20 protein-coding genes and 1 tRNA gene are annotated in these 22,905 nt (G+C 57.7%); 2 read left to right on the top strand and 19 right to left on the bottom strand.

Annotated elements, in window-relative coordinates; translation table 11 throughout:
• Positions 1-5: 5 nt before the first annotated feature.
• From QZ725_RS12110 to QZ725_RS12060, 11 genes are all read right to left on the bottom strand, one after another.
• On the bottom strand, positions 6-779 hold the full coding sequence (locus tag QZ725_RS12110) for a lysophospholipid acyltransferase family protein (RefSeq protein WP_293779850.1): 774 nt from the start codon (positions 777-779) through the stop codon (positions 6-8).
• Between the two features lie 26 nt (positions 780-805).
• Complete coding sequence (gene gmhB, locus QZ725_RS12105) at positions 806-1,363, bottom strand: D-glycero-beta-D-manno-heptose 1,7-bisphosphate 7-phosphatase (RefSeq protein ID WP_293779848.1); 558 nt, start codon at positions 1,361-1,363, stop codon at positions 806-808.
• Between the two features lie 37 nt (positions 1,364-1,400).
• The gene (glyS, locus tag QZ725_RS12100; RefSeq protein ID WP_293779846.1) at positions 1,401-3,503 is read right to left on the bottom strand and encodes a glycine--tRNA ligase subunit beta; all 2,103 of its coding nucleotides are present in this window, start codon (positions 3,501-3,503) and stop codon (positions 1,401-1,403) included.
• The gene (gene glyQ, locus QZ725_RS12095; RefSeq protein WP_293779844.1) at positions 3,500-4,429 is read right to left on the bottom strand and encodes a glycine--tRNA ligase subunit alpha; all 930 of its coding nucleotides are present in this window, start codon (positions 4,427-4,429) and stop codon (positions 3,500-3,502) included. Before glyQ ends, glyS begins: the two co-directional genes overlap by 4 nt.
• A 134-nt stretch (positions 4,430-4,563) precedes the next feature.
• Positions 4,564-6,072, bottom strand: coding sequence for an apolipoprotein N-acyltransferase (gene lnt / locus QZ725_RS12090; protein ID WP_293779842.1), 1,509 nt, complete (start codon positions 6,070-6,072; stop codon positions 4,564-4,566).
• Positions 6,073-6,150: 78 nt separating this feature from the next.
• Positions 6,151-7,035 carry a transporter associated domain-containing protein gene (locus tag QZ725_RS12085; RefSeq protein ID WP_293779840.1) on the bottom strand — a complete coding sequence of 295 codons (885 nt, stop codon included), beginning with the start codon at positions 7,033-7,035 and terminating at the stop codon, positions 6,151-6,153.
• A 129-nt stretch (positions 7,036-7,164) separates the two neighbouring features.
• Positions 7,165-7,293 (bottom strand): hypothetical protein, encoded by a 129-nt coding sequence (locus tag QZ725_RS12080; RefSeq protein WP_293779838.1) that lies wholly within the window; start codon positions 7,291-7,293, stop codon positions 7,165-7,167.
• A 13-nt stretch (positions 7,294-7,306) separates the two neighbouring features.
• Entirely contained in the window at positions 7,307-7,765 is a 459-nt protein-coding gene (gene ybeY / locus QZ725_RS12075) for an rRNA maturation RNase YbeY (RefSeq protein WP_293779836.1), read from the bottom strand.
• A gap of 23 nt (positions 7,766-7,788) precedes the next feature.
• Entirely contained in the window at positions 7,789-8,859 is a 1,071-nt protein-coding gene (locus tag QZ725_RS12070) for a PhoH family protein (protein ID WP_293779834.1), read from the bottom strand.
• 20 nt (positions 8,860-8,879) lie between these two features.
• Positions 8,880-10,220, bottom strand: coding sequence for a tRNA (N6-isopentenyl adenosine(37)-C2)-methylthiotransferase MiaB (miaB, locus tag QZ725_RS12065; RefSeq protein ID WP_293779832.1), 1,341 nt, complete (start codon positions 10,218-10,220; stop codon positions 8,880-8,882).
• Positions 10,221-10,311: 91 nt separating this feature from the next.
• The gene (locus QZ725_RS12060; RefSeq protein ID WP_293779830.1) at positions 10,312-10,659 is read right to left on the bottom strand and encodes a hypothetical protein; all 348 of its coding nucleotides are present in this window, start codon (positions 10,657-10,659) and stop codon (positions 10,312-10,314) included.
• Between the two features lie 250 nt (positions 10,660-10,909).
• Between QZ725_RS12060 and QZ725_RS12055 the strand changes: the two genes are divergently transcribed.
• Positions 10,910-11,404: a Dps family protein gene (locus QZ725_RS12055; protein ID WP_293779828.1), complete on the top strand. Its 495-nt coding sequence runs from the start codon at positions 10,910-10,912 to the stop codon at positions 11,402-11,404.
• 126 nt (positions 11,405-11,530) lie between these two features.
• Here the strand turns inward: QZ725_RS12055 and QZ725_RS12050 are convergent, their stop codons facing one another.
• The 4 genes from QZ725_RS12050 to mutL form a co-directional block, all read right to left on the bottom strand.
• Entirely contained in the window at positions 11,531-15,331 is a 3,801-nt protein-coding gene (locus QZ725_RS12050) for an ATP-binding protein (protein ID WP_293779826.1), read from the bottom strand.
• A 183-nt stretch (positions 15,332-15,514) separates the two neighbouring features.
• A tRNA-Met gene (locus QZ725_RS12045) sits at positions 15,515-15,591 on the bottom strand.
• 82 nt (positions 15,592-15,673) lie between these two features.
• The gene (gene miaA, locus QZ725_RS12040) at positions 15,674-16,633 is read right to left on the bottom strand and encodes a tRNA (adenosine(37)-N6)-dimethylallyltransferase MiaA (protein WP_293779824.1); all 960 of its coding nucleotides are present in this window, start codon (positions 16,631-16,633) and stop codon (positions 15,674-15,676) included.
• Positions 16,634-16,646: 13 nt separating this feature from the next.
• Entirely contained in the window at positions 16,647-18,503 is a 1,857-nt protein-coding gene (gene mutL, locus QZ725_RS12035) for a DNA mismatch repair endonuclease MutL (RefSeq protein ID WP_293779951.1), read from the bottom strand.
• 148 nt (positions 18,504-18,651) lie between these two features.
• On the opposite strand from mutL, the gene QZ725_RS12030 reads away from it, so the two are divergent.
• Positions 18,652-19,302, top strand: a complete 651-nt coding sequence (locus tag QZ725_RS12030; RefSeq protein WP_293779822.1) for a VTT domain-containing protein — start codon at positions 18,652-18,654, stop codon at positions 19,300-19,302.
• A gap of 44 nt (positions 19,303-19,346) precedes the next feature.
• On the opposite strand, the gene QZ725_RS12025 is transcribed toward QZ725_RS12030, so the two are convergent.
• The 4 genes from QZ725_RS12025 to QZ725_RS12010 all read right to left on the bottom strand — a co-directional run bounded on the left by QZ725_RS12025 (position 19,347) and on the right by QZ725_RS12010 (position 22,861).
• Complete coding sequence (locus tag QZ725_RS12025) at positions 19,347-20,696, bottom strand: N-acetylmuramoyl-L-alanine amidase (RefSeq protein WP_293779820.1); 1,350 nt, start codon at positions 20,694-20,696, stop codon at positions 19,347-19,349.
• Entirely contained in the window at positions 20,660-21,148 is a 489-nt protein-coding gene (tsaE, locus tag QZ725_RS12020) for a tRNA (adenosine(37)-N6)-threonylcarbamoyltransferase complex ATPase subunit type 1 TsaE (protein ID WP_293779818.1), read from the bottom strand. The genes QZ725_RS12025 and tsaE overlap by 37 nt, the downstream gene beginning before the upstream one ends.
• Positions 21,149-21,218: 70 nt before the next feature.
• Positions 21,219-22,109 (bottom strand): AEC family transporter, encoded by an 891-nt coding sequence (locus QZ725_RS12015; protein WP_293779816.1) that lies wholly within the window; start codon positions 22,107-22,109, stop codon positions 21,219-21,221.
• Between the two features lie 161 nt (positions 22,110-22,270).
• Positions 22,271-22,861: a response regulator gene (locus QZ725_RS12010; RefSeq protein ID WP_293779814.1), complete on the bottom strand. Its 591-nt coding sequence runs from the start codon at positions 22,859-22,861 to the stop codon at positions 22,271-22,273.
• Between the last annotated feature and the right edge of the window lie 44 nt (positions 22,862-22,905).

The raw sequence follows: 22,905 nt of genomic DNA, 5'->3' as shown, positions 1-22,905 counted from the left end.
TTTGCTTATCGGGCTTCGGAAACCGCAACCTCGCCGGCTGGTGCCTGAGTATAGACATCTGGCGAGATCACGCGCATTTCCGATTCTATCCAATTTTCGACTTCGGCCATCAGATCGACCGGATTGCGGCCTTCTGCAGCAATCGGCTTGCCGATGGAAACCGTGATCACACCCGGTTTCTTGATGAAGGAATTACGCGGCCAGCATTCGCCCGCATTGAGTGCAATCGGCACCACTGGCGTATTGGTTTCCACTGCCAGACGCGCACCGCCACCTTTGTAGCGGCCCTGGCTGCCAACCGGCGTGCGGGTGCCTTCAGGGAACATGATGATCCACTGGCCGTTTGCCAGACGCTGCTTGCCGATACGGGCGACGGCAGCAAAGGCATCCTTGCCATTGCTGCGGTCGATCGGGATCATGCGCAGCAGCGCGAGCGCCCAGCCGAACAGCGGGATGTACAGCAGTTCCTTTTTCAGCACGTATACCAGCGGTCGCGGCATGCTGTAGAAAAGAAAGATGGTTTCCCATGCCGATTGGTGTTTCGCCAGCAGGATGACCGGATAGTCGGGCAGGTTTTCACGACCGATCACGCGGTAATCAATCCCGCACACGACCTTGCCGAGCCAGACGATAAAAACGTTCCAGCGCGAGGTGACGTAGTAGCGTTTTTCGTAAGTCAGCGGCAGAGCCGCAAAGCAAACGAAGGCCCACAGCACAGTTGCGAAAAACATGCCGATCGCAAAAACCAGTGAGCGCAGGAAAAGAACGGGGCGGGACATCGGAACTCCAGAAAGGCGCGCTTCCCTTAGCGGGCAGGCGGTGCGGAAGGCAGGGAAAGAAGATGATCGACCACGTCTGCGAGATCGACGAAGATTTTGGTGCCTGGCGGCAGGCCGCCCTTGGCTTGCGTCATTTGTCCCTTGCCGGTGGATACCAGGCAAGGAGTGCAACCCGCAACGAAGGCCGCCTGCAGGTCGCGCAGCGAATCGCCGACATGCGGCATGCCTTTCAGACTGATCTCGAAACGCTGGGCAATCGCCTGCAGCATGCCCGGCTGCGGTTTGCGGCAATCGCAATGATCGTCGGCCGCATGCGGACAAAAGAACACGGCGTCGATCTCGGCACCGACTGCCTGCGCAAATTCATGCATCTTCTGATGAATGGCATTGAGCATCATGATGTCGAGCATGCCGCGCGCAATGCCGGACTGATTGGTGGCGACCACCACGCGATACCCGGCCTGATTCAGGCGTGCAATCGCTTCCAGTGAGCCCGGAATCGGCACCCATTCATCCGGCGAGCGGATCGGTTGTGCGGCATCCAGATTGATGACGCCATCACGATCAAGAATGATGAGCTTCATGGGCTCGCCTTTCGCGCGGGTTTCGCCGGGCATGATGTCAGGCCGCCAGACGGGAAATGTCGGCAACCTGATTCATCGCCGCATGCAGGGTTGCCAGTAAGCCTTGTCGATTGGCGCGCAGGGCAGCATCATCGGCATTGACCATGACATTGTCGAAGAAGGCATCGACCGGCGTTTTTAATGCAGCCAGTGCCTGCAGCGAAGCCGTGTAGTCGCCCTTGGCAAAGGCCGCATCGGCAGTCGGCTTGACCTTGGCGAGTGTGGCGTTGAGGGCCACTTCGGCGTCTTCCTTCAGCAGTGCCGTATTGACGTTGGCCGGAACATCGCCTTCGATCTTCTTGAGGATATTGCCCACACGTTTGTTGGCGGCTGCCAGGCTGGCGGCTTCCGGCAGTGCGGCGAAGGCACGCACGGCGGCAAGACGGCTGGTGACATCGGCCAGACGTTGCGGTTGCAATGCCAGCACGGCATCGATTTCCTGCGCGCTGTAGCCTTGTTCACGCAGGGCGTTGGCAAGACGGTCGAAGAAAAAGGTCAGCAAGGCCGTGCGGTGTTCTGCGCTCAAGCCGTCAAACGGTGCGGCGGCCGCATCGATCAGTTCATCGATGCCAATCGCGAGCTTGCCTTCGGTCAACATGCGGATGATGCCCAGCGCATGACGACGCAACGCAAACGGATCCTTGTCGCCGCTCGGGACTTGCCCAATGCTGAAGAGACCGACCAGCGTTTCGAGTTTATCGGCCAGTGCCGCGACCGTGCCGACGGCATTGCGTGGTAGTTCATCACCGGCGAAACGAGGCTTGTAGTGATCCTCGATGGCATCGGCAACGTCGGCCGGCAGGCCATCGTGTTGCGCGTAGTAGCGGCCCATGATGCCTTGCAACTCGGGGAATTCGCCCACCATGTCGGTCAGCAGATCGGTCTTGGCCAGACGCGTGGCGGTTTCCACCTGCGTAGCATCGACACCGAGTTTGTCGGCAATGGCAGCAGCGATCTGTTGCACACGCTGGACGCGTTCACCCTGCGTGCCCAGCTTGTTGTGATAGACCACCTTGTCGAGGCCGGGCAGGCGCGATTCCAGGGACTTCTTGCGATCCTGATCGAAGAAGAACTTGGCATCGGCCAGACGTGGACGCACCACGCGCTCGTTGCCGCCAATGACGAGGCTGGCATCGGTCGGGCGAATGTTGGAGACGATCAGGAACTTGTTGCTCAGGTTGCCACTGGCATCGAGCAACGGGAAGTATTTCTGATTGGCCTTCATCGTCAGGATCAGGCATTCCTGCGGCACGTCGAGGAAGGCTTCTTCGAATTGACCGATTAGCACATTCGGACGTTCGACCAGACCAGTCACTTCATCCAGCAAGGCTTCGTCTTCGATCGGCTTCAGATTGTCGCCCGCCTTGGCGGCGGCTTCGGTCAACTGACGTGCAATCTCGGCACGGCGTGCTTCGAAAGAAGGAATAACTGCGCCTTCGTTCGACAACTGCTGCTCGTAGCTGTCGGCATCGCGAATGTAGAGCGGATCGAGACCGGCTTCAAAGCGATGACCATGCGTGGTGTTGCGCGATTGCAGGCCGAGTACGGAAACGTTCAATACATCTGCGCCGTGCAGGACAACCAGACCATGTGCCGGACGCACGAAATTGACCGACTCCCAGCCATCGGCCAGTTGATAGGTCATGACTTTCGGAATCGGCAGTTTTGCCAGCGTGTCGTCGAGTGCTTTTTGCACGCCTTCAGCCAGCGTGGCGCCCGTCACGACACTGTTGAAGAACAGAACTTCGGCCTTGCCATCGTTTTCACGCTTGAGCGAAGCGACTGCCGACTCGTCAGCACCCAGTGCATTCAGCTTTTTCAGCAGTGCAGGCGTGGCCTTGCCATCCGCTGTCAGGCCGACGGCAACCGGCATCAGTTTTTGTGCAATCTGTTTGTCGTCTGCCTGCTCGACGACATCGGTCAGGTGAATGCCGAGACGACGCGGCGAGGCAAAGGCCGTCAGCGTGCTATTGGTGCCGAGCAGCGCTTGCGCTTTCAGTGACGCCAGCAATCCTTGTGCAAAGGCGTCGCCGATTTTTTTCAAGGCCTTGGGTGGCAGTTCTTCGACGAACAGTTCGATGAGGAGATTCTTGTTGCTCATGCCGCTTCCTTCTCGATCTGGGCCAGCACTTCGGCGGCATGTTCAGGGGGGGCCATCGGGAAGCCGAGGCGCGCACGGCTGTCCAAGTAGCTCTTGGCGACGCTGCGTGCGAGATTGCGAATACGACCGATGTAGGCCGCGCGTTCGGTGACCGAAATGGCGCCGCGCGCATCCAGCAGGTTGAACGTATGTGCAGCCTTCAGTACTTGTTCGTAGGCCGGTAGCGCCAACTGGTTTTCCATCAGATTCAGCGCCTGCTTTTCATGCGCACCGAACGCGGTGAACAGGAAATCGACATCGCTGTGCTCGAAGTTGTAGGTCGACTGCTCGACTTCATTCTGCTTGTAGACATCGCCGTAGCTGATCTTCTTGCCATTGGCTTCGGTCCAGACGAGATCGTAGACGTTGTCCACGCCCTGCAAATACATCGCCAGACGTTCCAGGCCGTAGGTGATTTCGCCGGTAATCGGTTTGCAGTTGATGCCGCCAACCTGCTGGAAGTAGGTGAACTGCGTGACTTCCATGCCGTTGAGCCAGACTTCCCAGCCGAGGCCCCAGGCGCCCAGCGTCGGATTTTCCCAGTCATCCTCGACGAAACGGATATCGTTTTGGCGCAAATCGAAACCGAGTGCTTCGAGCGAGCCCAGATACAGTTCCAGGATGTTGGCCGGTGCCGGTTTCAGTACGACTTGGAATTGGTAGTAATGCTGGAGACGGTTCGGGTTTTCGCCATAGCGGCCATCTTTCGGACGGCGCGAAGGTTGCACATAGGCGGCTCGCCAAGGTTCAGGGCCAATCGCACGCAGGAAGGTTGCGGTGTGCGAAGTGCCGGCGCCGACTTCCATGTCGTAGGGCTGCAGCAGGGCGCAGCCTTGCGCGTCCCAGTAGGACTGCAGCTTCAGGATGATTTGTTGAAATGTGAGCATCGTGGTGGTTTTTTGTTGTTCGTCCGGGAGGACGAGCGGCAAGCGTTGCCGAAACCCTGAATTTTAACGGGTTTTGGCTGCTTTCAGTACGGGAAAAGGTGCCGTGACCCATGCGTGTAGCCGGGCCTGATGAATCAGTGATGCTTTGCGCGGCGGCCGATCAACACGGCAGAGACCAGCGCCAGCAGGGCAAGCAGAACAATCGCTGCATTGCCAAGCAGGATGTAGGGCGTGGTACCGCGATAACCTTGTACCGATGCCGTTAGCGTATCCAGAGTGAAAGGCGCGAGTAGTGCAGCGACCTTGCCGTGCGGATCGATGACGGCCGTTGCGCCCGTGTTGGTGGCGCGCATCATGGGGCGCCCGGTTTCCAATGCGCGCAATTGCGAGATTTGCAGATGTTGCGGTAGCGCGATTGAATCGCCAAACCACGCGATGTTGGAAACGTTGAGCAGCATACTGGCTTCTGGCGTGCCATCAGCGCGGGCCGCACGTAACTGGCCGGCGATTTCTTCGCCGAACAGATCTTCGTAGCAGATATTAGGCAAGACCCATTGATCCTTGACGGCGAACGGCCAAGGTTTGTCGCTGCCGCGTGTGAAATCGCCGAGCGGGATGTGCATCATGTTGACGAACCAGCGGAAACCGAAGGGGATGAATTCGCCGAAAGGCACCAGATGATGCTTGTCGTAACGGTAGAGCTTCGGCGATCCGGTTTCTGCAGGCGCGATGCCGATCACGCTGTTGGCATAGGCTTGCGAACTGTCGCTGACGGGCACGCCGATAGCGAGGTGGCTGCCGGTCGCTGTCGCAAATTCGGCCAGGCGAGGCAGATAGTCCTCAGGCAACTGATGCAACAGCAGGGGCAGCGCGGTTTCCGGCGTGGCGATCAGATCGGCGGGTGCGGCGCGCATCAGGTCTTCGTACTGACGCAAGGTCAGGTTGGCCTGATCGACATCGAACTTGATTTCCTGCGGCACATTGCCTTGCAGCAGACGCACCGAAATCGGCGTGCCGTGCGGTTGCGTCCACAGAAAAGTCTGCAAACCCATGCCGCCGGCCAGCACGACAACCGGCAATGCGATCCATGCCTTGCGTTCGCGCACCAACAGCAGAGTGCCGGCGATCAGCGCGGCCAACCAGCCAATGCCATAGACACCGATCAGCGAAGCGTAGCCGGCCAACGGCGCATTGCTGTGTGCATAGCCGGAGGCAATCCAGGGAAAGCCCGTGAAAATCCAGCCGCGTGTCCATTCGGAGAGCGCCCACATGGCGGGCAGGACGAGCAACAGAAAAGCCGCGTGCGGCAAGGTGCAGCGTGTTCGCATCCATGCAGCAAAGGCAAAAGCGCCGGCAGGCAGCAGACTCAGAAATCCTGACAGCAGCAAGACGGCCAAGCCCGCCATTGGTGCCGGCATGCCGCCGTATTGATGCATGCTGATGAACAACCAGTACACGCCTGCTGCCAGCCAACCGGTGCCGAAAGCCCAGCCGATCAGAAAGCTTGTGCGTATCGAGGATGTCTGTGCCAGCAGATGGAGCAACAGAGCCAGCGTGGCATATTGCAAGGGCCACCAGCCGAATGGTGCAAAGCTGAAGACGGACAGGCCTCCGCCCAGCAATGCCAGCAGGATGGCATGCAAGGTCTTCGTCCGGGAAAAGGGAGGCGGCATGTTCACGCTGGCGAACCAATCAGTCCATGCTGATTGGTTGCGCGACGATCATTCCGCAACTGCTTGCTCGCTGGCCGGCAGTTTTTCCACCAGCAGCATGTGGATGTGACGGGCATCGGCACGTACCACGCGGAAGCGCAAGTCGTCGATGACGATCTCTTCGTCTTTCTGCGGCACACGCGCCAGATGATCAGTGATGAAGCCGCCAATCGTTTCGACATTCGGGTTGACTAGGGTCGTGCCGACTTCTTCGTTGAACTGGGCGATTTCGGTCAGTGCACGCACGCGCCAGCGTGGACCATCCTTGCCGGCGGCAATGGCGAGGATGTTGTCTTCTTCCTCGTCGAAATCGTATTCGTCCTCGATATCGCCGACGATCTGTTCCAGTACGTCCTCGATCGTGATCAGACCCGCGACGCCACCGTATTCATCCACCACGATCGCCATGTGATTGTGCTTGGAGCGGAAATCCGTCAGCAGTACATTCAGCCGTTTCGATTCGGGAATGAAGACGGCTTTGCGCAGCGATTGGCGTACGTCAAACGATTCTTCGGCGTAATAGCGCAGCAAGTCCTTAGCCAAAAGAATGCCGACGACGTTGTCACGCTCGCCATCGACGGCCGGGAAACGCGAATGCGCCGTTTCCAGCACCATCGGCAACCATTCCTCGATCGGCTTGCTGACATCGACCACATCCATCTGTGCACGCGGCACCATGATGTCGCGCGCGGACAGTTCGGAAACCTCGAACACGCCTTCGATCATCGACATGGCGTCGGCGTCGATCAGCTTGCGTTCGTGGGCGTCCTGCAGGATGGCGAGGAGTTCGGTACGGCTTTCGGGTTCCGGCGCGACCAGCGCCGTCAGACGTTCGAAGAGAGAGCGATGCGGCTTGGCATCGGCCGGCTTTTCAGATGGAGAGTTGTCTTGCATAAGGCGTAATGCCGGGTGCGGAGCGGTAGTTCAAGGACGATCAGGATACAACAAAACAACGCCGAGGCTCAAAAGTGCCGCTTCGAACGCCATGTTGAAACTTGCCGGTCAGGTCTGCTGGCAGAAAGATTAAATGTCATCTTCCTTTTGCGGCTGCTGGGCGCGGGCCTGATCGCGAAACTCCAGGAAAAGGTGCAATCCCCAGAAAACCCAAAGTGGCAGAGCGAAAACACAGAGAGCATAAAGCAGCGCGTTCATGGTGACCTCGGCATCAACTGTCGTTTTGATACGGATTGGAAAAACCAAGAGTTGCCAGAATTTCTACTTCCAGAGCTTCCATTTCATCGGCTTCTTCATCCGATTCATGATCGTAACCCTGAGCATGAAGCATGCCATGAATTACCAGGTGTGCGGCATGCGCTTCCAAAGTTTTTTTCTGTTCTTCCGCCTCGCGCACCAGTACGTCGGAACAGAAGATGATGTCGGCCTGCGTCTCGTCTTCCTCGTTTTCGGTATAGGCGAACGTCAGCACATTGGTCGCGTAATCCTTGCCGCGATAAGCTTGATTAAGCGCTCGGCCTTCTTCTGCATCGACGAAACGCAACGTGATTTGCGCCGGTGCGAACAGCGCCGCCTTGGCCCAGCGCCGCAGCAAGGGGCGCGTCAGGGTTTGTTGCAGGCTGGAATCGGCGTATTGCACCGACAGGGTGAGTTTGTTGGCTTGTTGCATGATCGCTTCTTGTGCGTCGATGTTCAGGTACGGGTGGCGCGGGGGCTGCGAGATTTTGCGGTAGTTGCGGCGGTTTTCGCAGCAGGCTTTTTTGCCTGATCATAGGCATCGACGATGCGTGCCACCAAAGGATGGCGCACCACGTCGGCGCTGGAAAACTGCGTGAATGCCAGTCCGCGTACCTTGCCGAGGACATCCATCGCTTCGACTAGGCCGCTGCGCTGGTTTTGCTGCAAATCGATCTGCGTAATGTCGCCCGTGATGACAGCCTTGCTGCCGAAACCGATGCGCGTCAGGAACATCTTCATCTGCTCGGGCGTGGTGTTCTGTGCTTCATCGAGAATCACGAAAGCATGATTCAGCGTGCGACCGCGCATGTACGCCAGCGGCGCAATTTCGATGGCTTGCTTTTCAAACATCTTTTGCGTGCGATCGAATCCCAGCAGGTCGTAGAGCGCGTCATACAGCGGGCGCAGGTAGGGATCGATCTTCTGTGACAGATCGCCGGGCAGAAAGCCCAGGCGTTCACCGGCTTCGACTGCGGGGCGGGTCAGGATAATGCGCTTGACTGCATCACGCTCCAGTGCATCGACCGCACAGGCGACGGCCAGATAGGTCTTGCCGGTACCGGCGGGCCCGATGCCGAAGGTGATGTCATGCTCCATGATCGCCTTCAGGTATTGCACCTGATGCGGCGTGCGGCCGCGCAAATCATGCTTGCGCGTCTTCAGCGTGATAGGTGTTTCCGTGACCGACTCGGTCGTTTTTTTCTTGCTGCCGCTTTTTGCGGGTGCGGTGATGATCAGGTCGGGTTCGGCCAGTTCGGCGCGTTGCTCAACCAGTGCCAGTTGCACTTCTTCCAGCGGAATGACGCGATCGGCCTCGTCGTAGAAGTGTTCGAGGATGGCGACGGCGCGTGCGGCATTGCTGCCGCTGACGATGAATTTCTCGCCGCGACGAAAGACGGTGACGTCGAGCGCAGCCGAAATCTGGCGCAGGTTCTCGTCCATCGGCCCGCACAGATGGGCAAGGCGCTTGTTGTCGAGCGGCTCGGGAATGAAATATGAAGGCTGGACGGCGGTTTTTGTTTTCAAGATAGGTCAGGAAAAGTGACTTACTGTTTGACAACGATTTCGCCGCGCAGCGTATAGCCGTGCGACTGCGTGATATTCAGATCGACCATCTGGCCGATCAGACGTTCCGCATGCGGGCCGCCGGCAAAGTTGACCACGCGATTGTTTTCGGTACGGCCTTGCAGGTCGTCGGCTTCCTTCTTCGATACGCTTTCTACCAGGACGCGCTGGATCGTGCTCACCATCTGGTCGCTGTAGCGGCGCGTATTAGCATCGATCACGGCTTGCAGGCGTTGCAGGCGGGCGAGCTTCACCTCATGCGGCGTATCGTCTTCCAGATTCGCGGCGGGCGTGCCGGGGCGTGGACTGAAGATGAAGCTGAAGCTGTTGTCGTAACCGATATCGGTGATCAGCTTCATCATCGCTTCGAAATCTTCGTCGGTTTCACCCGGGAAACCGACGATGAAATCGGACGAGATCGAAATGTTCGGGCGAATCGCGCGCAGTTTGCGCAAAACGGACTTGTATTCGAGCGAGGTGTAACCGCGCTTCATCGCTGCTAGGATGCGATCCGAACCGTGCTGTGCCGGCAGATACAAATGATCGACGAGCTTCGGCACCTTGGCATAGGTATCGATCAGGCGTTGCGTGAATTCCTTGGGATGGCTGGTCACGAAGCGAATGCGTTCGATGCCCGGCAGTTCGGCGATGTATTCGATCAGCAGCGCAAAGTCGGCAATCTCGCCATCCTCCATCTTGCCGCGATAGGCATTGACGTTCTGGCCCAGCAGCGTGATTTCCTTTACGCCTTGCGCTTCAAGCCCGGCGACTTCAGCCAGTACATCCTCGAAACGGCGCGAGACTTCTTCGCCGCGCGTGTAGGGCACCACGCAATAGCTGCAATACTTGCTGCAGCCTTCCATGATGGAAACGAAGGCGGTTGGTCCTTCGACGCGCGCCGGCGGCATGTGATCGAACTTTTCGATTTCGGGGAAGCTGATATCGACTTGTGAACGACCGCTGGTGCGGCGCTGCTTGAGCATCTCTGGCAGGCGGTGCAGGGTTTGCGGGCCGAACACGACATCCACATACGGCGCGCGCTTGACGATGGCATCGCCTTCCTGCGACGCCACGCAACCGCCGACGCCGATCAGCAGGTCGGGATTGTTACGCTTTAGTTCGCGCAGGCGGCCCAGATCCGAAAACACTTTTTCCTGCGCCTTTTCGCGCACCGAGCAGGTGTTGAGCAGGATGACGTCGGCTTCCTCGGGCTTGTCGGTCTTGATCAAGCCTTCCGATGCATTGAGGACATCGGCCATCTTGTCCGAGTCGTACTCGTTCATTTGGCAACCGAACGTCTTGATGTATATCTTTTTCTGCATGATTGCTACTTAATTGCTGCGTGGGTTGGTGTGTCACTCGTCACAGGGAGCGCAAATGGCGTGCCGTGCCGGTGACAGTCATTGACTGTTGCTATTCCGTCGTCTCAGTCGCGGGTTTCGGCGCCGGCTTCTTGATCTCTTCGTCGGTCAGAATCCACACGCGATCGATATTGCCTTCTATATCTTCCGTGTAGTGGACCGTCATCTGCGTGCTCGGCAGGCTGGCCGGCATCTGGATCAGGTTGTCGCGATTCCAGATGCGCGAACCGGCTGACAATCGGCGTGCCTTGCTGTCGAGCGTGATCTCGGGGTACATGCCCGGCGTCATGACACCGCGCTTGGCGCTTGGCGGAAACGGCCGCTCGAAGGCGTGTGCGCTCCATGTGGCAAAGGCTAGTGCGCAACAGATGACAAGACGAAACAGCGGCATGAGCGGCATGAAATGATGGTGTTCAGAAGAGACTGGCCCGCATGGGCACGCCGCGCAACCGGTTCGAAAGCGCACGGACTGTGCGAAACAAGACATGCCATACTGCATCGAATCGCCTGTTTTCGCGAACCCGCATGATATCACGCAGCCCTGCCGCTTACCGCCTGCATGTCGGCCGTTTCAATACATCCGCGAGGCTTGTGCTTGTATCAAGAAAATTCAGTATGATCATGATTCCACTTTGATGGGGACTACCACTATGGCAACCAAGAAAACCAATCCAACCAAGATCGATATCGGTATTTCCGAAAAAGACCGCGCCAAGATCGCCGAGGGACTGTCGGGCTTTCTGGCCGACAGCTACACGCTGTACCTGATGACGCATAACTTCCATTGGAACGTGACGGGCCCGATGTTCACCAGCCTGCACACCATGTTCATGACGCAGTACACCGAACAATGGGCCGCGCTCGATGAAATCGCCGAACGCATTCGCGCACTCGGTTATGCTGCGCCGGGCACCTATGCCCAATTTGCCAAACTGGCTACAGTCAAGGAAGTCGCCGGTGTGCCCAAAGCCATGGATATGGTGGCGTATTTGGTGGCAGCGCATGAAGCGACTGCACGTACTGGCCGAAACATTTTCCCCATCGTCGACAAGGCGAACGACCAACCAACGGCCGATCTGCTGACGCGTCGTCTGGAAGTGCACGAGAAAACGGCGTGGATGCTGCGCAGCCTGCTGGAAGAGTAAGCGCGACCGACACCTGCGGCTTTTACGCAGGCTGTCTTGAATCAAGCCGTGATCGCACAAGCTTTCACGGCTTTTTTTGTTGGCTGCGGCGCGGTGCCACCCTGTGCGGCAACGCTCCTGTTCTTATCAATGCAGTTGTGCGCCGCGTTGTGAACCGAACGTATCATCTTGGGGGCGTGTGGCAAGCAATACCCCAAGCGCTTCTACCGAAGCGGGTTTCGTCAAGTGGTGATGAAAGCCCACTTGCTTTGCCTGCACGATATCGGCCTCCGATCCCCAGCCGGTTAGCGCCACGAAAAGCGTGTTGTGCAAATCAGGCAGCTTTTGGAGCTGTTCAAGCACTTCATAGCCCGTCATGTCGGGTAAGCCGATATCGAGAAACACCATTTGCGGCTTGAAAGTCATGCTCGCTAGCAGCGCCTCCCGGCCACGATGGACTGCTCTTGTCTGATGCCCATAATGCGTCATGATTTCTGCCAGGCTGGATGCAGCATCCTCATTGTCGTCCACCACGAGGATGCGCAACGATGCCGGATTTCCGGTTTCTGGTTTTTCTACCGCCTGAGGCGCTTGTTCAGGAATGCTTTGGCGTAGCGGCAGCGTGACGATAAAGTTGCTGCCAAGACCACTGCCAGCGCTTTCCACGCGAACGTCGCCATCGTGTAATTCCACCAGTCGCTTGACCAGATACAGCCCGATTCCCAGGCCGCCCTGAGCGCGTTCAATATGGTTTGGTATCTGCGTGAACATGCCGAATACTGTTGCCAGAGCATCCGTCGGAATGCCGACACCGTCGTCCCTGACGCTGATCACAACCTGTTTTGCATTCTGCGTAACCGATAGATGGATGTTGCCACCTGCAGGCGTGTACTTGGCAGCGTTGTTAAGAAGATTGCTGACGACTTGTGCAATGCGGTGACGATCAATGGCGAGATGCAGGTTGCGATCGGCATTGTCTACCGTCAGACGGTGACGGCTGGCCTCGATCAGCGGCATGCTAATCTCGATTGCATCCCCTAGCACTTCGTTGAGTGAGGTGTCAGCTTTCTTGAGGTTGATCTTGCCACGCGTGATACGCGCCGTATCCAGCAGATCATCGACCAAATGGGTCAGATGACCAACTTGACGTTCAATCATGCGCTGTACGTTTGCCGCGTTTTTGAGCTTGCCTTCGCTCATGCGCAACAGTTCGAGGCCGTTGCGAATGGGTGCTAGCGGATTGCGCAGCTCATGCGCCAGCGTGACGAGAAACTCGCTTTGGCGGCGATTGCTTTCCGATAGATCGTCGGCGAGTACCTTGGTGTCATGAATATCCACCAGCGTTCCAACATGACCGATGAAATTGTTGTGTTCATCGAAATAGGGGGAGCCTGCATCGACGACCCAGCGATATTCGCCGTCGCGACGCAACAGGCGATAGTCAAAACTGAAGCGCGTTCGATCTGCAACGGCTTGCGCAAACTGCGCGCCAATCGCGGCGGCATCTGCTGGGTGAATTGCTTCCTGCCAGCCCGTGCCAAGATCGTCTTTGGCATTGCGTCCGGTGTAGTCTTGCCAGCGACGGCTCAGATAGGTACACATGCCTTTATCGTCGGTCAGCCAGAGAATGGCTGGCGACGAATCGACCAAGGACTGGAAGTAGCGCACGTTTTCTTCCAGAACATGACGACTCGCCTTGCGTTGCCGGCTGATGTGGATCTGACGTTGCGCCTGCGCCTGTAATTCCTTGGCCGAAAAAGGTTTGACCAGATAGTCATCTGCGCCTGCCTGCAGGCCTTCCAGCCGTGCCTCTTCGCCAGCGCGCGCCGAAAGCAGGATGATCGGCACATCGTGTATCTCGGGCGTATTGCGTATCTTGTGAATCAGACCGAAACCATCGAGACGCGGCATCATGACATCGCTCAGCAACAGATCAGGTGGTGAACGCAAGATGGCTTCATAGGCTTCTTCGCCGTCGGCACAGGTTTCGACAATGGCCTGTTTTTCAAACAGATGGCGAATGTAGCTACGCATGTCGCTGTTGTCGTCGGCGATCAGGATGCGCGCCGGTTGCGTGAGCAGGGTCTCGGCAGTTGTTTCTGCCGTCTGTGCGAGCGCGACGGTTTTCGTCGCAGCGTCGGGCAGCCAGCTCAATGCTTCCTGCAAAAAGGCAGCACCTTTGTGTGATGCATTTGGCTCGCTATCGGTATGACTGACGTTCTCGGCGGGCAGGTGTTCGTGGCCCAGCGGCAGGGTGACATGGAATGTCGTGCCGACATCGAGCGTGCTTTCTGCATCGATACTGCCACCGTGCAGCTTTACCAATTCCTGCACCAGCGCTAGGCCGATGCCCGAGCCTTCATAGGTGCGGCCTTGTGCTGTTTCAATGCGATGAAAACGTTCGAACAGTCGTGGCAACTCATGCGCCGGCACGCCTGTGCCGGTATCGTGAACCGACAAGCGCACCGTATCGTCTTCTTGCGCCAGATGGACGTTCACGCTGCCTTGCAGCGTGAATTTGAAAGCATTCGACAGCAGATTGAAGACAATCTTCTCCCACATGTCGCGATCGACATAGACATCTTCTGTCGTTGGCGCAACGCTGACGCGATAGTCGAGTCCGGCCTTTTCCATTGCTGAACGGAATACACTGGCCAGGTCTTCGGTCAGTCGTGCGAGATCGGTTTTGACATAGTGTGCCTGGATGCGTCCGGCTTCGATACGCGAAAAATCCAGCAAGCCATTGACTAGTTTCAGCAAGCGCTGGGCATTGCGATGCGTGACATCCAGTCGTTCGCGCTGCGTCTCGCTGAGCACTTCTTCGGTATCGGCCAGCGCATCTTCGAGCGGCCCCAGCATCAGTGTCAGTGGCGTGCGGAATTCATGCGACACATTGGAAAAGAAAACCGTCTTGGCGCGATCGATGGCAGCCAGTGCCTCGGCGCGTTTCTGTTCCTGCTCGTAGGCGACGATGTTGCCGACGGCCGTGTTGAAGGCATTCATCAGCAATTCGTAAAAACTTTCGTAATCCTTGTCGAGTGCGCGGCGCGCACTCACGCCAGCGACCACGAAACCGAACGGTTTCTCCTGCCCTGCAACCGTGATGGGTAAGAGCACCGCCGTGTGTGGCGCTTCCGGATAGGGTTCGCACACGAAATCGCCAAAGCGTGCAGCCAGATCGGACAACACCGTCAGCGTGCCGTTCTCGATCGTCTGCCCGAATGGCCAAGTCGATGCCTGATCGATGGCAACCTTGTCGATGGTCAGCGGGCAACCCACAGGCAAGCCGGCATGGCCGCCCAACTGCAAGGTCGTGCCATCGTCGTCGAAGGTATAGATCAGTAGAAATGGCAGATCGAGTTGCAATGCCGGATGCTGTTCCGCCGTCACCGTGCAGAGTTCTGTGACAGTCCGTGACTTGGCGATGTGCGCCGTCAGTTCGCGCAAGCCTTGTGTCCGGCGCGCTGCGAGAACCTTGTCCGTGCTTTCTGAAATCGGGTGGAAGACGCCGCCGACATTGCCGGATTCGACACGGATCGGCGAAAACGAAAACGTCATGAACGCTTCTTCCAGATAGCCGTAGCGATCGAGGAACATGCGCTGATCGCGAATGTAAGTGCCTTCACCCTCATGCGCACGATCAAAGGCATCGCCGACGACCGGCAGGGCCGAAGCCCAGCAGATCTTGAAGTTCTGTCCCATCGATGCAGGATGCAGATCGCCGCAGATGGGGCGATAGGCATCGTTGTAGATCTGGATATCTTCCGGCCCCCATGCTACCAAGATCGGAAAAGTGGAAGAAAGGCAAAGGCTGACCGAGGTGCGAAGGCTTTGGGGCCAGGTCTCGACCGGGCCGAGTGCCGTTTGCGACCAGTCCATCGAGCGGATCAGTTTGCCCATGTCGCCGCCGCCGGACAGCCAGCTCAGATCGGTAGAGGATGGTTCCATATTCCTGAAGAAAGTGTGGTGGACTCAGACCGAAGAAGCTTGGCCGGGAAGGGTGATGCGCAGTTGTAGACACAGGTTCCTACAAATCGTGCGCTTCGGAAAGCAATTTCTGCGAATGAAAACAAAAAACCCGTTCCAGCCGAAGCGTGAAACGGGTTTTAGGACGTTCCGAAGAACATGTCTTGGTGGTGATAGGTGGATTTGAACCACCGACCCCAGCATTATGAGTGCTGTGCTCTAACCAACTGAGCTATATCACCAGATAGCCCGCGATTATGGGTGTTTTCAGAAGGCTTGTCAACCATCGTCTCGTGGTTGTGTGTCCGTCAAGATGCGGGCGTATCAGGATGACAAACGGGACAAACTGCGCTGTATGGTTTGCAAAATGATAGTTGGGGCATTGGTGCTCAGACAATCCACGACGATGCGGTCCGGCATGGCGCGCAGCCACGTGATTTGCCGTTTGGCGAGCTGGCGCGTGGCAACGATGCCTTTTTCACGCAATTCGGCCATGCCGTAATAGCCATCCAGATAATCCCAGGTCTGGCGATAGCCAACACAGCGGATGGAAGGCAGGCCCGGATGCAAATCGCCGCGTTTGCGCAAGGCTTGGACTTCATCGATCAGAGCGTCATTGCGCAGCATCGCATCGAAACGCTGTGCAATGCGACGATGCAGCACACTGCGATCCGACGGTTCGAGTGCAATCGGCAAGAGATCGAAAGGCAATTCCTCTTTCGGTGCGCGTGCCAGCAGGGAAGACATGGGCTGGCCGGTGAGCTGATGGATTTCCAGCGCGCGCTGGATGCGTTGCGAATCGTTGGGTTTGAGTCGTGCTGCCGTGACAGGATCGACGAGGGCAAGTCGTGCATGCATGGCGGGCGTACCGTGCTTTGCTTCTTCGGCATCGAGTGCGGCACGAATCGCGGGATCTGCTTGCGGCAGATCGTCGAGACCGTCACGCAAGCCTTTGAAGTACAGCATGGTGCCGCCGACCAGTAGCGGTAATTTGCCACGCGACTGGATGTCGGCGACCAGCCGAATCGCATCGTTGCGAAACTGCATGACCGAATAGGCATCGAGCGGATCGAGAATGTCGATCAGGTGATGCGGGGCCTGTGCGCGCTCTTCGATGGTCGGCTTGGCCGTACCGATATCCATGCCGCGATAGACCAGTGCGGAATCGACCGAAATGATTTCGCTCGGCAGATGATGTGCGATCTTGAGTGCGGCGGCAGTCTTGCCCGACGCTGTCGGGCCCATGATGGCAACAGCCAACGGTTTGTGCGCGGAGATGTTCATGCGACTACGCGATTCACTGGCCGCGCAGGAACAGTTTGTCCAGGTCGGACAGACCCAGTTGTACCCAAGTCGGACGGCCATGATTGCATTGGTCTGCTCGTTCGGTAATTTCCATCTGGCGCAACAGCGCATTCATTTCGGGGATGGTCAGGCTGCGATTGGCGCGCACGGCGGTATGGCAGGCCAGTGTGCCGAGCATTTCATTACGTCGCTCTACCAGTATCCGTGAACCGCCGAATTCGCGTACGTCGCGCAGGACATCGCGCGCCAGCGATTGCGCATCGGCATTCTTCAACAATGCCGGTACGGCGCGTACCGCAAGTGTGGTTGGCGACAGTGGCGTGATGTCGAATCCCAGAGAGCGCAGGATGTCCTGGCTTTCGGTAGCGGTGCCGACTTCGACTTCATCTGCATAGAAAGTCACGGGGATCAGCAGCGGTTGCACTTGCATGGCATCGCTGTCGAGCGCGTTCTTCAATTGCTCGTAGAGGATACGTTCATGAGCGGCGTGCATGTCGACCAGCACCAAGCCCTTGCGGTTTTGTGCGAGCACGAAGATGCCGTGCAGCTGCGCCAGCGCGAAGCCTAGCGGATGTTCTTCCTCATCCGACATCGTGCTGTTCGATGGCAAGCCAATGGTATCGACAGGCGAGCCAGTTACGGTGTCGGTAAAAGTAGCTGAGAACGCAGGTCTGTCGGTTTGCGAAGTCGAGAACAGTGCGCCGTAATTCGCGGTTGTTTGCGCGACACCAAAACCACCACTACCGGCGAATTGACTGCTGAACGATGTCTGTTGCTGTTCGCGCAGCCATGGCAACACCGAGGACGAAGCGGGTGTCGGTGCCGGCGCGACACCGTGCGCCGTAGCCGAGGTTTGCGCCAGTGCACGCTGTACTGCATGGAACACGAATTGGTGCACGGCACGACTGTCACGGAAGCGCACTTCGATCTTGGACGGATGCACGTTCACATCGACCAGCGCCGGATCGAGATCGAGGCTGATCGCATAGGACGGATAGCGGTCGCCATGCAGCACATCCTGATAAGCCGAGCGCACCGCATGGGTGAGCAGCTTGTCGCGCACGAAGCGGCCATTGACATAGAAATACTGCGCATCGGCGCGTGCCTTGGCGGCAGTCGGCAAACCGATGAAGCCCGACAACGTGAGCGGACCGGCTTGCGCTTCGATCGGCAGGCGGGCACCGGCGAAGTCATTGCCGAGAACGTGTGCACTGCGCTTGGCAATGTCGGTCACATTCCAGTGATCGACCGTCTTGCCGTTGTGCGTGAGCGAGAAAGCGACGTCAGGGCGCGACAATGCAATGCGTCGCAGGACTTCGGCGCAATGGCCGAACTCGGTCTGTTCGGTTTTCAGAAACTTGCGGCGCGCCGGCGTATTGAAATAAAGGTCCTGCACATCAATGGTGGTACCGACTGCACCGGACGATGGTGCTACCTGCGCATTGTGATTGCCGACGATTTCCCATGCATGCGGGGCATCGGCAGTGCGCGAGGTCAGCGTCAATTGCGCGACCGAGGCGATCGAAGCCAGCGCTTCGCCACGAAAACCCAGTGTGGCGACGTTTTCGAGTTCATTCAGCGAGGCGATCTTGGAGGTTGCGTGACGCGCCAGTGCCAGTGGCATCTGCTCGGGCGGGATGCCGCGGCCGTTGTCCGTGATGGCAATGCGCTTGACGCCGCCTTGTTCGAGCCGCACCGTGATTTGCGTGGCACCGGCGTCGAGCGCGTTTTCGAGCAGTTCCTTGACGACTGCGGAAGGACGTTCGACCACTTCGCCGGCGGCGATTTGCGAGATGAGCTGGTCGGAAAGCGGCTGGATCGGCCGATGGGAAGACTGGGTGGCATGCATCGCCGCATTATAGCGGCTACGGATGGCGACTGCGGAAGGATGCGCTGTGCCTGACATTCTTCATGGCTGCGGTGGTGCGACGATTTCTGATGTCGTTCTGACCACATTTCATGGCTCAGGTATCATGTGCGGGCAACCAAGGAGAATTATGGAATTCATGCAGTTGGTCGACATGATCTTGCACGTCGACAAGTATCTCGGTGTCTTCATCGCACAATACGGCCCCCTCATTTATCTGGTCCTGTTCGCCATCATCTTCAGTGAAACCGGACTCGTGATTTTCCCCTTTCTGCCGGGCGATACCTTGCTGTTCATCGCGGGCGCTTTTTGCGCCAGCGGTGCCATGCATCTGGGCTTGCTGATTTTCTTGCTGAGCGTCGCAGCCATTCTGGGCAACACGGTCAATTACTGGATCGGCTCTGCCATTGGCGACAAGGTCTATACGCACGACTACCGCTGGCTGGATCGCAATGCATTGCAACGCACGCACGCCTTTTATGAAAACCACGGCGGCAAGTTTCTGGTGCTGGCGCGCTTCCTGCCCATCGTGCGCACGTTCGCGCCTTTCGTGGCGGGCGTATCGAAAATGACCTTCGGTAAATTCCAGTTGTTCAATTGCACGGGTGCGCTGTTGTGGATCGTGGGTTTGGTGACGGCCGGCTATTTGTTCGGCAACATTCCCATCATTCGCGACCACTTGAGTTCAATCGTTTTGATTGGCGTTGCCGCGGCGGCGGGTCCGGTGCTGATCGGTGTGTTGTGGAAGTTCGGCAAGCGCTTTGCACGCAAGCCTTCCTGAAGCACGGAGCAAAGAAAAAGGCGTGGATTTGATCCACGCCTTTTTTACATCATGCGGCCTTTTGCCAGCGGCGGATTCTTCGCAAAGTAGCGTTTGATACCTTGTGCGATGGCCTCGGCCATGCGGTCCTGATAGGCATTGTCGTTGAGGCGCGCTTCCTCTTCGGGGTTGGAGATGAAGGCGGTTTCGATCAGGATGCTGGGAATGTCCGGCGCTTTCAACACCGCAAATCCGGCCTGTTCGACCGCATTCTTGTGCAGGCGGTTGATGCCGCCGATTTCCTGTAGCACGGCCTTGCCCAGTTTCAGGCTGTCGTTGATCTGCGCGGTAGTCGAAAGATCGAACAGCACGCTGGCTAATTGCTTGTCGGCACCCGCTTTGAGGTTGGCGCCGCCGATCAGATCGGCCGCATTTTCCTTGTTCGCCAGCCAGCGTGCGGCGGTCGAGCTTGCGCCTTTTTCCGAGAGGGCAAAGACCGATGAACCATTGGCAGTCGGTTTTACAAAGGCATCGGCGTGGATCGACACGAACAGGTCGGCTTGCACACGCCGCGCCTTTTGCACACGCATGCCGAGCGGCACGAAGAAATCGCCGTCGCGCGTCAGCATCACGCGCATATTGGGTTCACGTTCGAGCTTGGCCTTCAGGCGTTTGGCGATCGACAGCACGACGTGTTTTTCATAACTGCCGCGTGCACCGATGGCGCCCGGGTCTTCACCGCCGTGGCCGGGATCGAGTGCGATCGTCAGCATGCGGGAAACTTGCGGTTTGCGTCCGGGCTTGGTTTCCGGCACGGGTGGGGAGACTTCCGCCATCGGTGGCGCAGAAGGCGTGTTCGGTGCCGGCGCTGGCGAAGGCGATGAAGGTACGGCCTCTGCAACCGGGTCGTCGATCGACCATTTGCCGTCGCGAATCAATGCGGCAATCGGATCGGGCGGATTGACCGGATAAAGATCGAATACCAGACGATGTTGATATTCGCCGACAGGTGCCAGCGTGAACACCTGCGGATTGATCTTTTCCTTCAGATCGAACACCAGCCGTACCACATGCGGCTTGTTTTGCCCGACGCGGATCTTGCTGACATACGGATCGTTGGCCTGCACCTTGGCGACCAGACTCTTCAGTGTCGGATTGAGGTCGATGCCTTCGATGTCGATGACCAGCCGATCAGGATTGTCGAGCGTGAAATGCTGCGTCTTGAGATCAGTATCGTTTTCCAGCGTGACGCGTGTGTAGTCTTCTGCCGGCCACATGCGCACCGCCAGAATCTGGGCGGCACGTGCCGTGATCGGCGTCAGCAGGGAAATGAGGAGCGTGCTGCCGGCCTTCAAGACCGTCCGGCGTCGCTTGGCGATTACAGATTGGGAGCGAATTTCAGTCGGTTCAGACATGCAATACCTTGATCGGACAACGCCAGCAATTCTACATCACGCCCCTGACCCGCGACTGCGAGGCTGATACGCAGATCGGGATCGGGCAGGACGCCTTCGGCCTTTTCCGGCCATTCGATGATGCAGACGGTTTCTGCGTTGAAATGTTCCCGAAAACCTGCATCGAGAAACTCTTCGGCGCTGCTCATGCGATACAGATCGAAATGAATCACCGTCAACACCCCGTTCGCTGTCGTGATCGCGTAGGGCTCGGCCAGTGTGTAGGTCGGGCTCTTGACATGGCCGGTATGACCCAATGCATGCAGCAATGCGCGCGTGAGTGCAGTCTTGCCGGCACCCAGATCGCCATGTAGGTAAATCGTGAGGCCGGGCATGATTGCGGCCGCCAGTGCGTTGCCAAGCGCGAGTGTGGCGGCTTCTTCATGCAGATGGGCGTGGATGGTTTGGGTCATGCGAATGTCCGGTTGGCGAGGGCGGGTAGTACGCAGGCGTGGATTAGCCAGCATGCACTTGCGCGAGGCATTACTGTAGCAGTGCCAGCCACAGAGGCAAACTTGCCATCGACAGCAAGGTGCTGGCAGAAATCAGGAATGCCGTGAACGGCCCGTTGCCACCCATGCGCACGGCCAGCACGTAGCAGCTCGATGCGGTCGGTAGCGCGGCAAACATTACCACCAGCGTCAATTGCTCTTGCGAGAGTCCGGCCCAGATGCCGAGTCCGTAGGTAATGGCAGGCACAACCAGCAGTTTCACTGTGAGGAACCATGCGGCGATGCCCTTGGATTCGTGCAGCCCCGTCATGCGCAGGCCTGCACCGACCATGATCAGGCCCAGTGCAATCGACGCATTGCCGAGGCGCGACAGGAAAGCCGATGCCAGTTCCGGCAGATGCAGACCGGCCAGATTGAATAGCACTCCGCTCAACGTTGCCACCAGCAGCGGATTCTTCAATAGTTCAAGCAGCAGCCCGCCCTTGTCTTTCACGAGCGCATGCACTGCCGCCATATTGCAGAGCGGTACGGCAAAACCGATGATCAGGCCCATCAGCGAGGTGCCTTCGGGGCCGCCGAGACGACTGGCGATCGCCAGTGCGATATATGAATTGAAACGGAAGGCCGTCTGCACACCCGATTCGAACATCATCGGCTTGGCCTTGAACAGCGGTTTGGCGAACCAGCCGAACACGATGCCGGAGATACACGCGGCCAGCGCAATCTGCAGAAAGGTACCGGTTTTCGAGAAATCGATAGGCGAGCGAGCGGTGGAATAGAACAGCAGTGCAGGGAAGAGGATGTAATAGATCATCTTCTCCATGCCTTCCCAAAATGGCGTACCCCATTTCGTGACGCGAATCAGGAGCGCGCCGAACAGAATCAGCAAAAAGTCCGGCAGCAGAAGGTTGACGATATGCATGGAAGATCGTGATGGGCGAATGGGCCGTTAAGCAGGTATCGATTCGGCAATCAATCAAAGATCGTCAGTAAAACACGAAGCGCATTGTTGCGGCTTGAAAAATAATGAAGGCGAGCATGCAGCTCGCCTTCGGATGTTGTTTCGGGTGGCACGCCGTTGTTTTACTTCAGCAGCCGCGCCAGTTCCACCGCTGTCTTGACGTTCATCTTGTCGAAGATGTGTGCACGATGGACTTCCACGGTACGCATCGAAATGCCGAGCTTGTCGGCGATCACCTTGTTCATCTTGCCTTCGAGGATCAGGTCCAGCACTTCGCGTTCACGGCTTGACAGCGCCGCCAGACGCGTATGAATCGCGGCGCTGGCAATCGCTTCTTCGGAAGCGATCAAGGCTTCCTGAACGCGGTCCATGAGCTTGTTGTCGTTAAATGGTTTCTCGAAGAAGTCGAAGGCGCCACGCTTGAGTGCATCGACCGCCATCGGCACGTCGCCATGACCAGTCAGGAAGATGACGGGGAAGGTTTGCGTCAGGCCACGCGTGGCCAGCAGATCGAACAGGGCAATGCCGCTCAGATCGGGCATGCGCACATCCAGCAGCAGGGCATGGCCCTGGGCGCCAGTACGTTGCATGGTGTCAAGCATGGCGAGAAATGCCTTGCCGTTTTCGTGCGGGATGGCGGGAATGCCACGCGACTTGGCTAGCCATAGCAGCGAATCGCGGATCACTTCTTCGTCGTCAATAATGTGCAGCATTGCAAAAATCCTGTCAGTCAGCCATGTCGTCAACGGCAGAGGTT

The organism is uncultured Oxalicibacterium sp. (assembly GCF_913776015.1).
Lineage (GTDB): Bacteria > Pseudomonadota > Gammaproteobacteria > Burkholderiales > Burkholderiaceae_D > Oxalicibacterium.
This window is presented reverse-complemented; position numbering and strand designations above follow the sequence as displayed.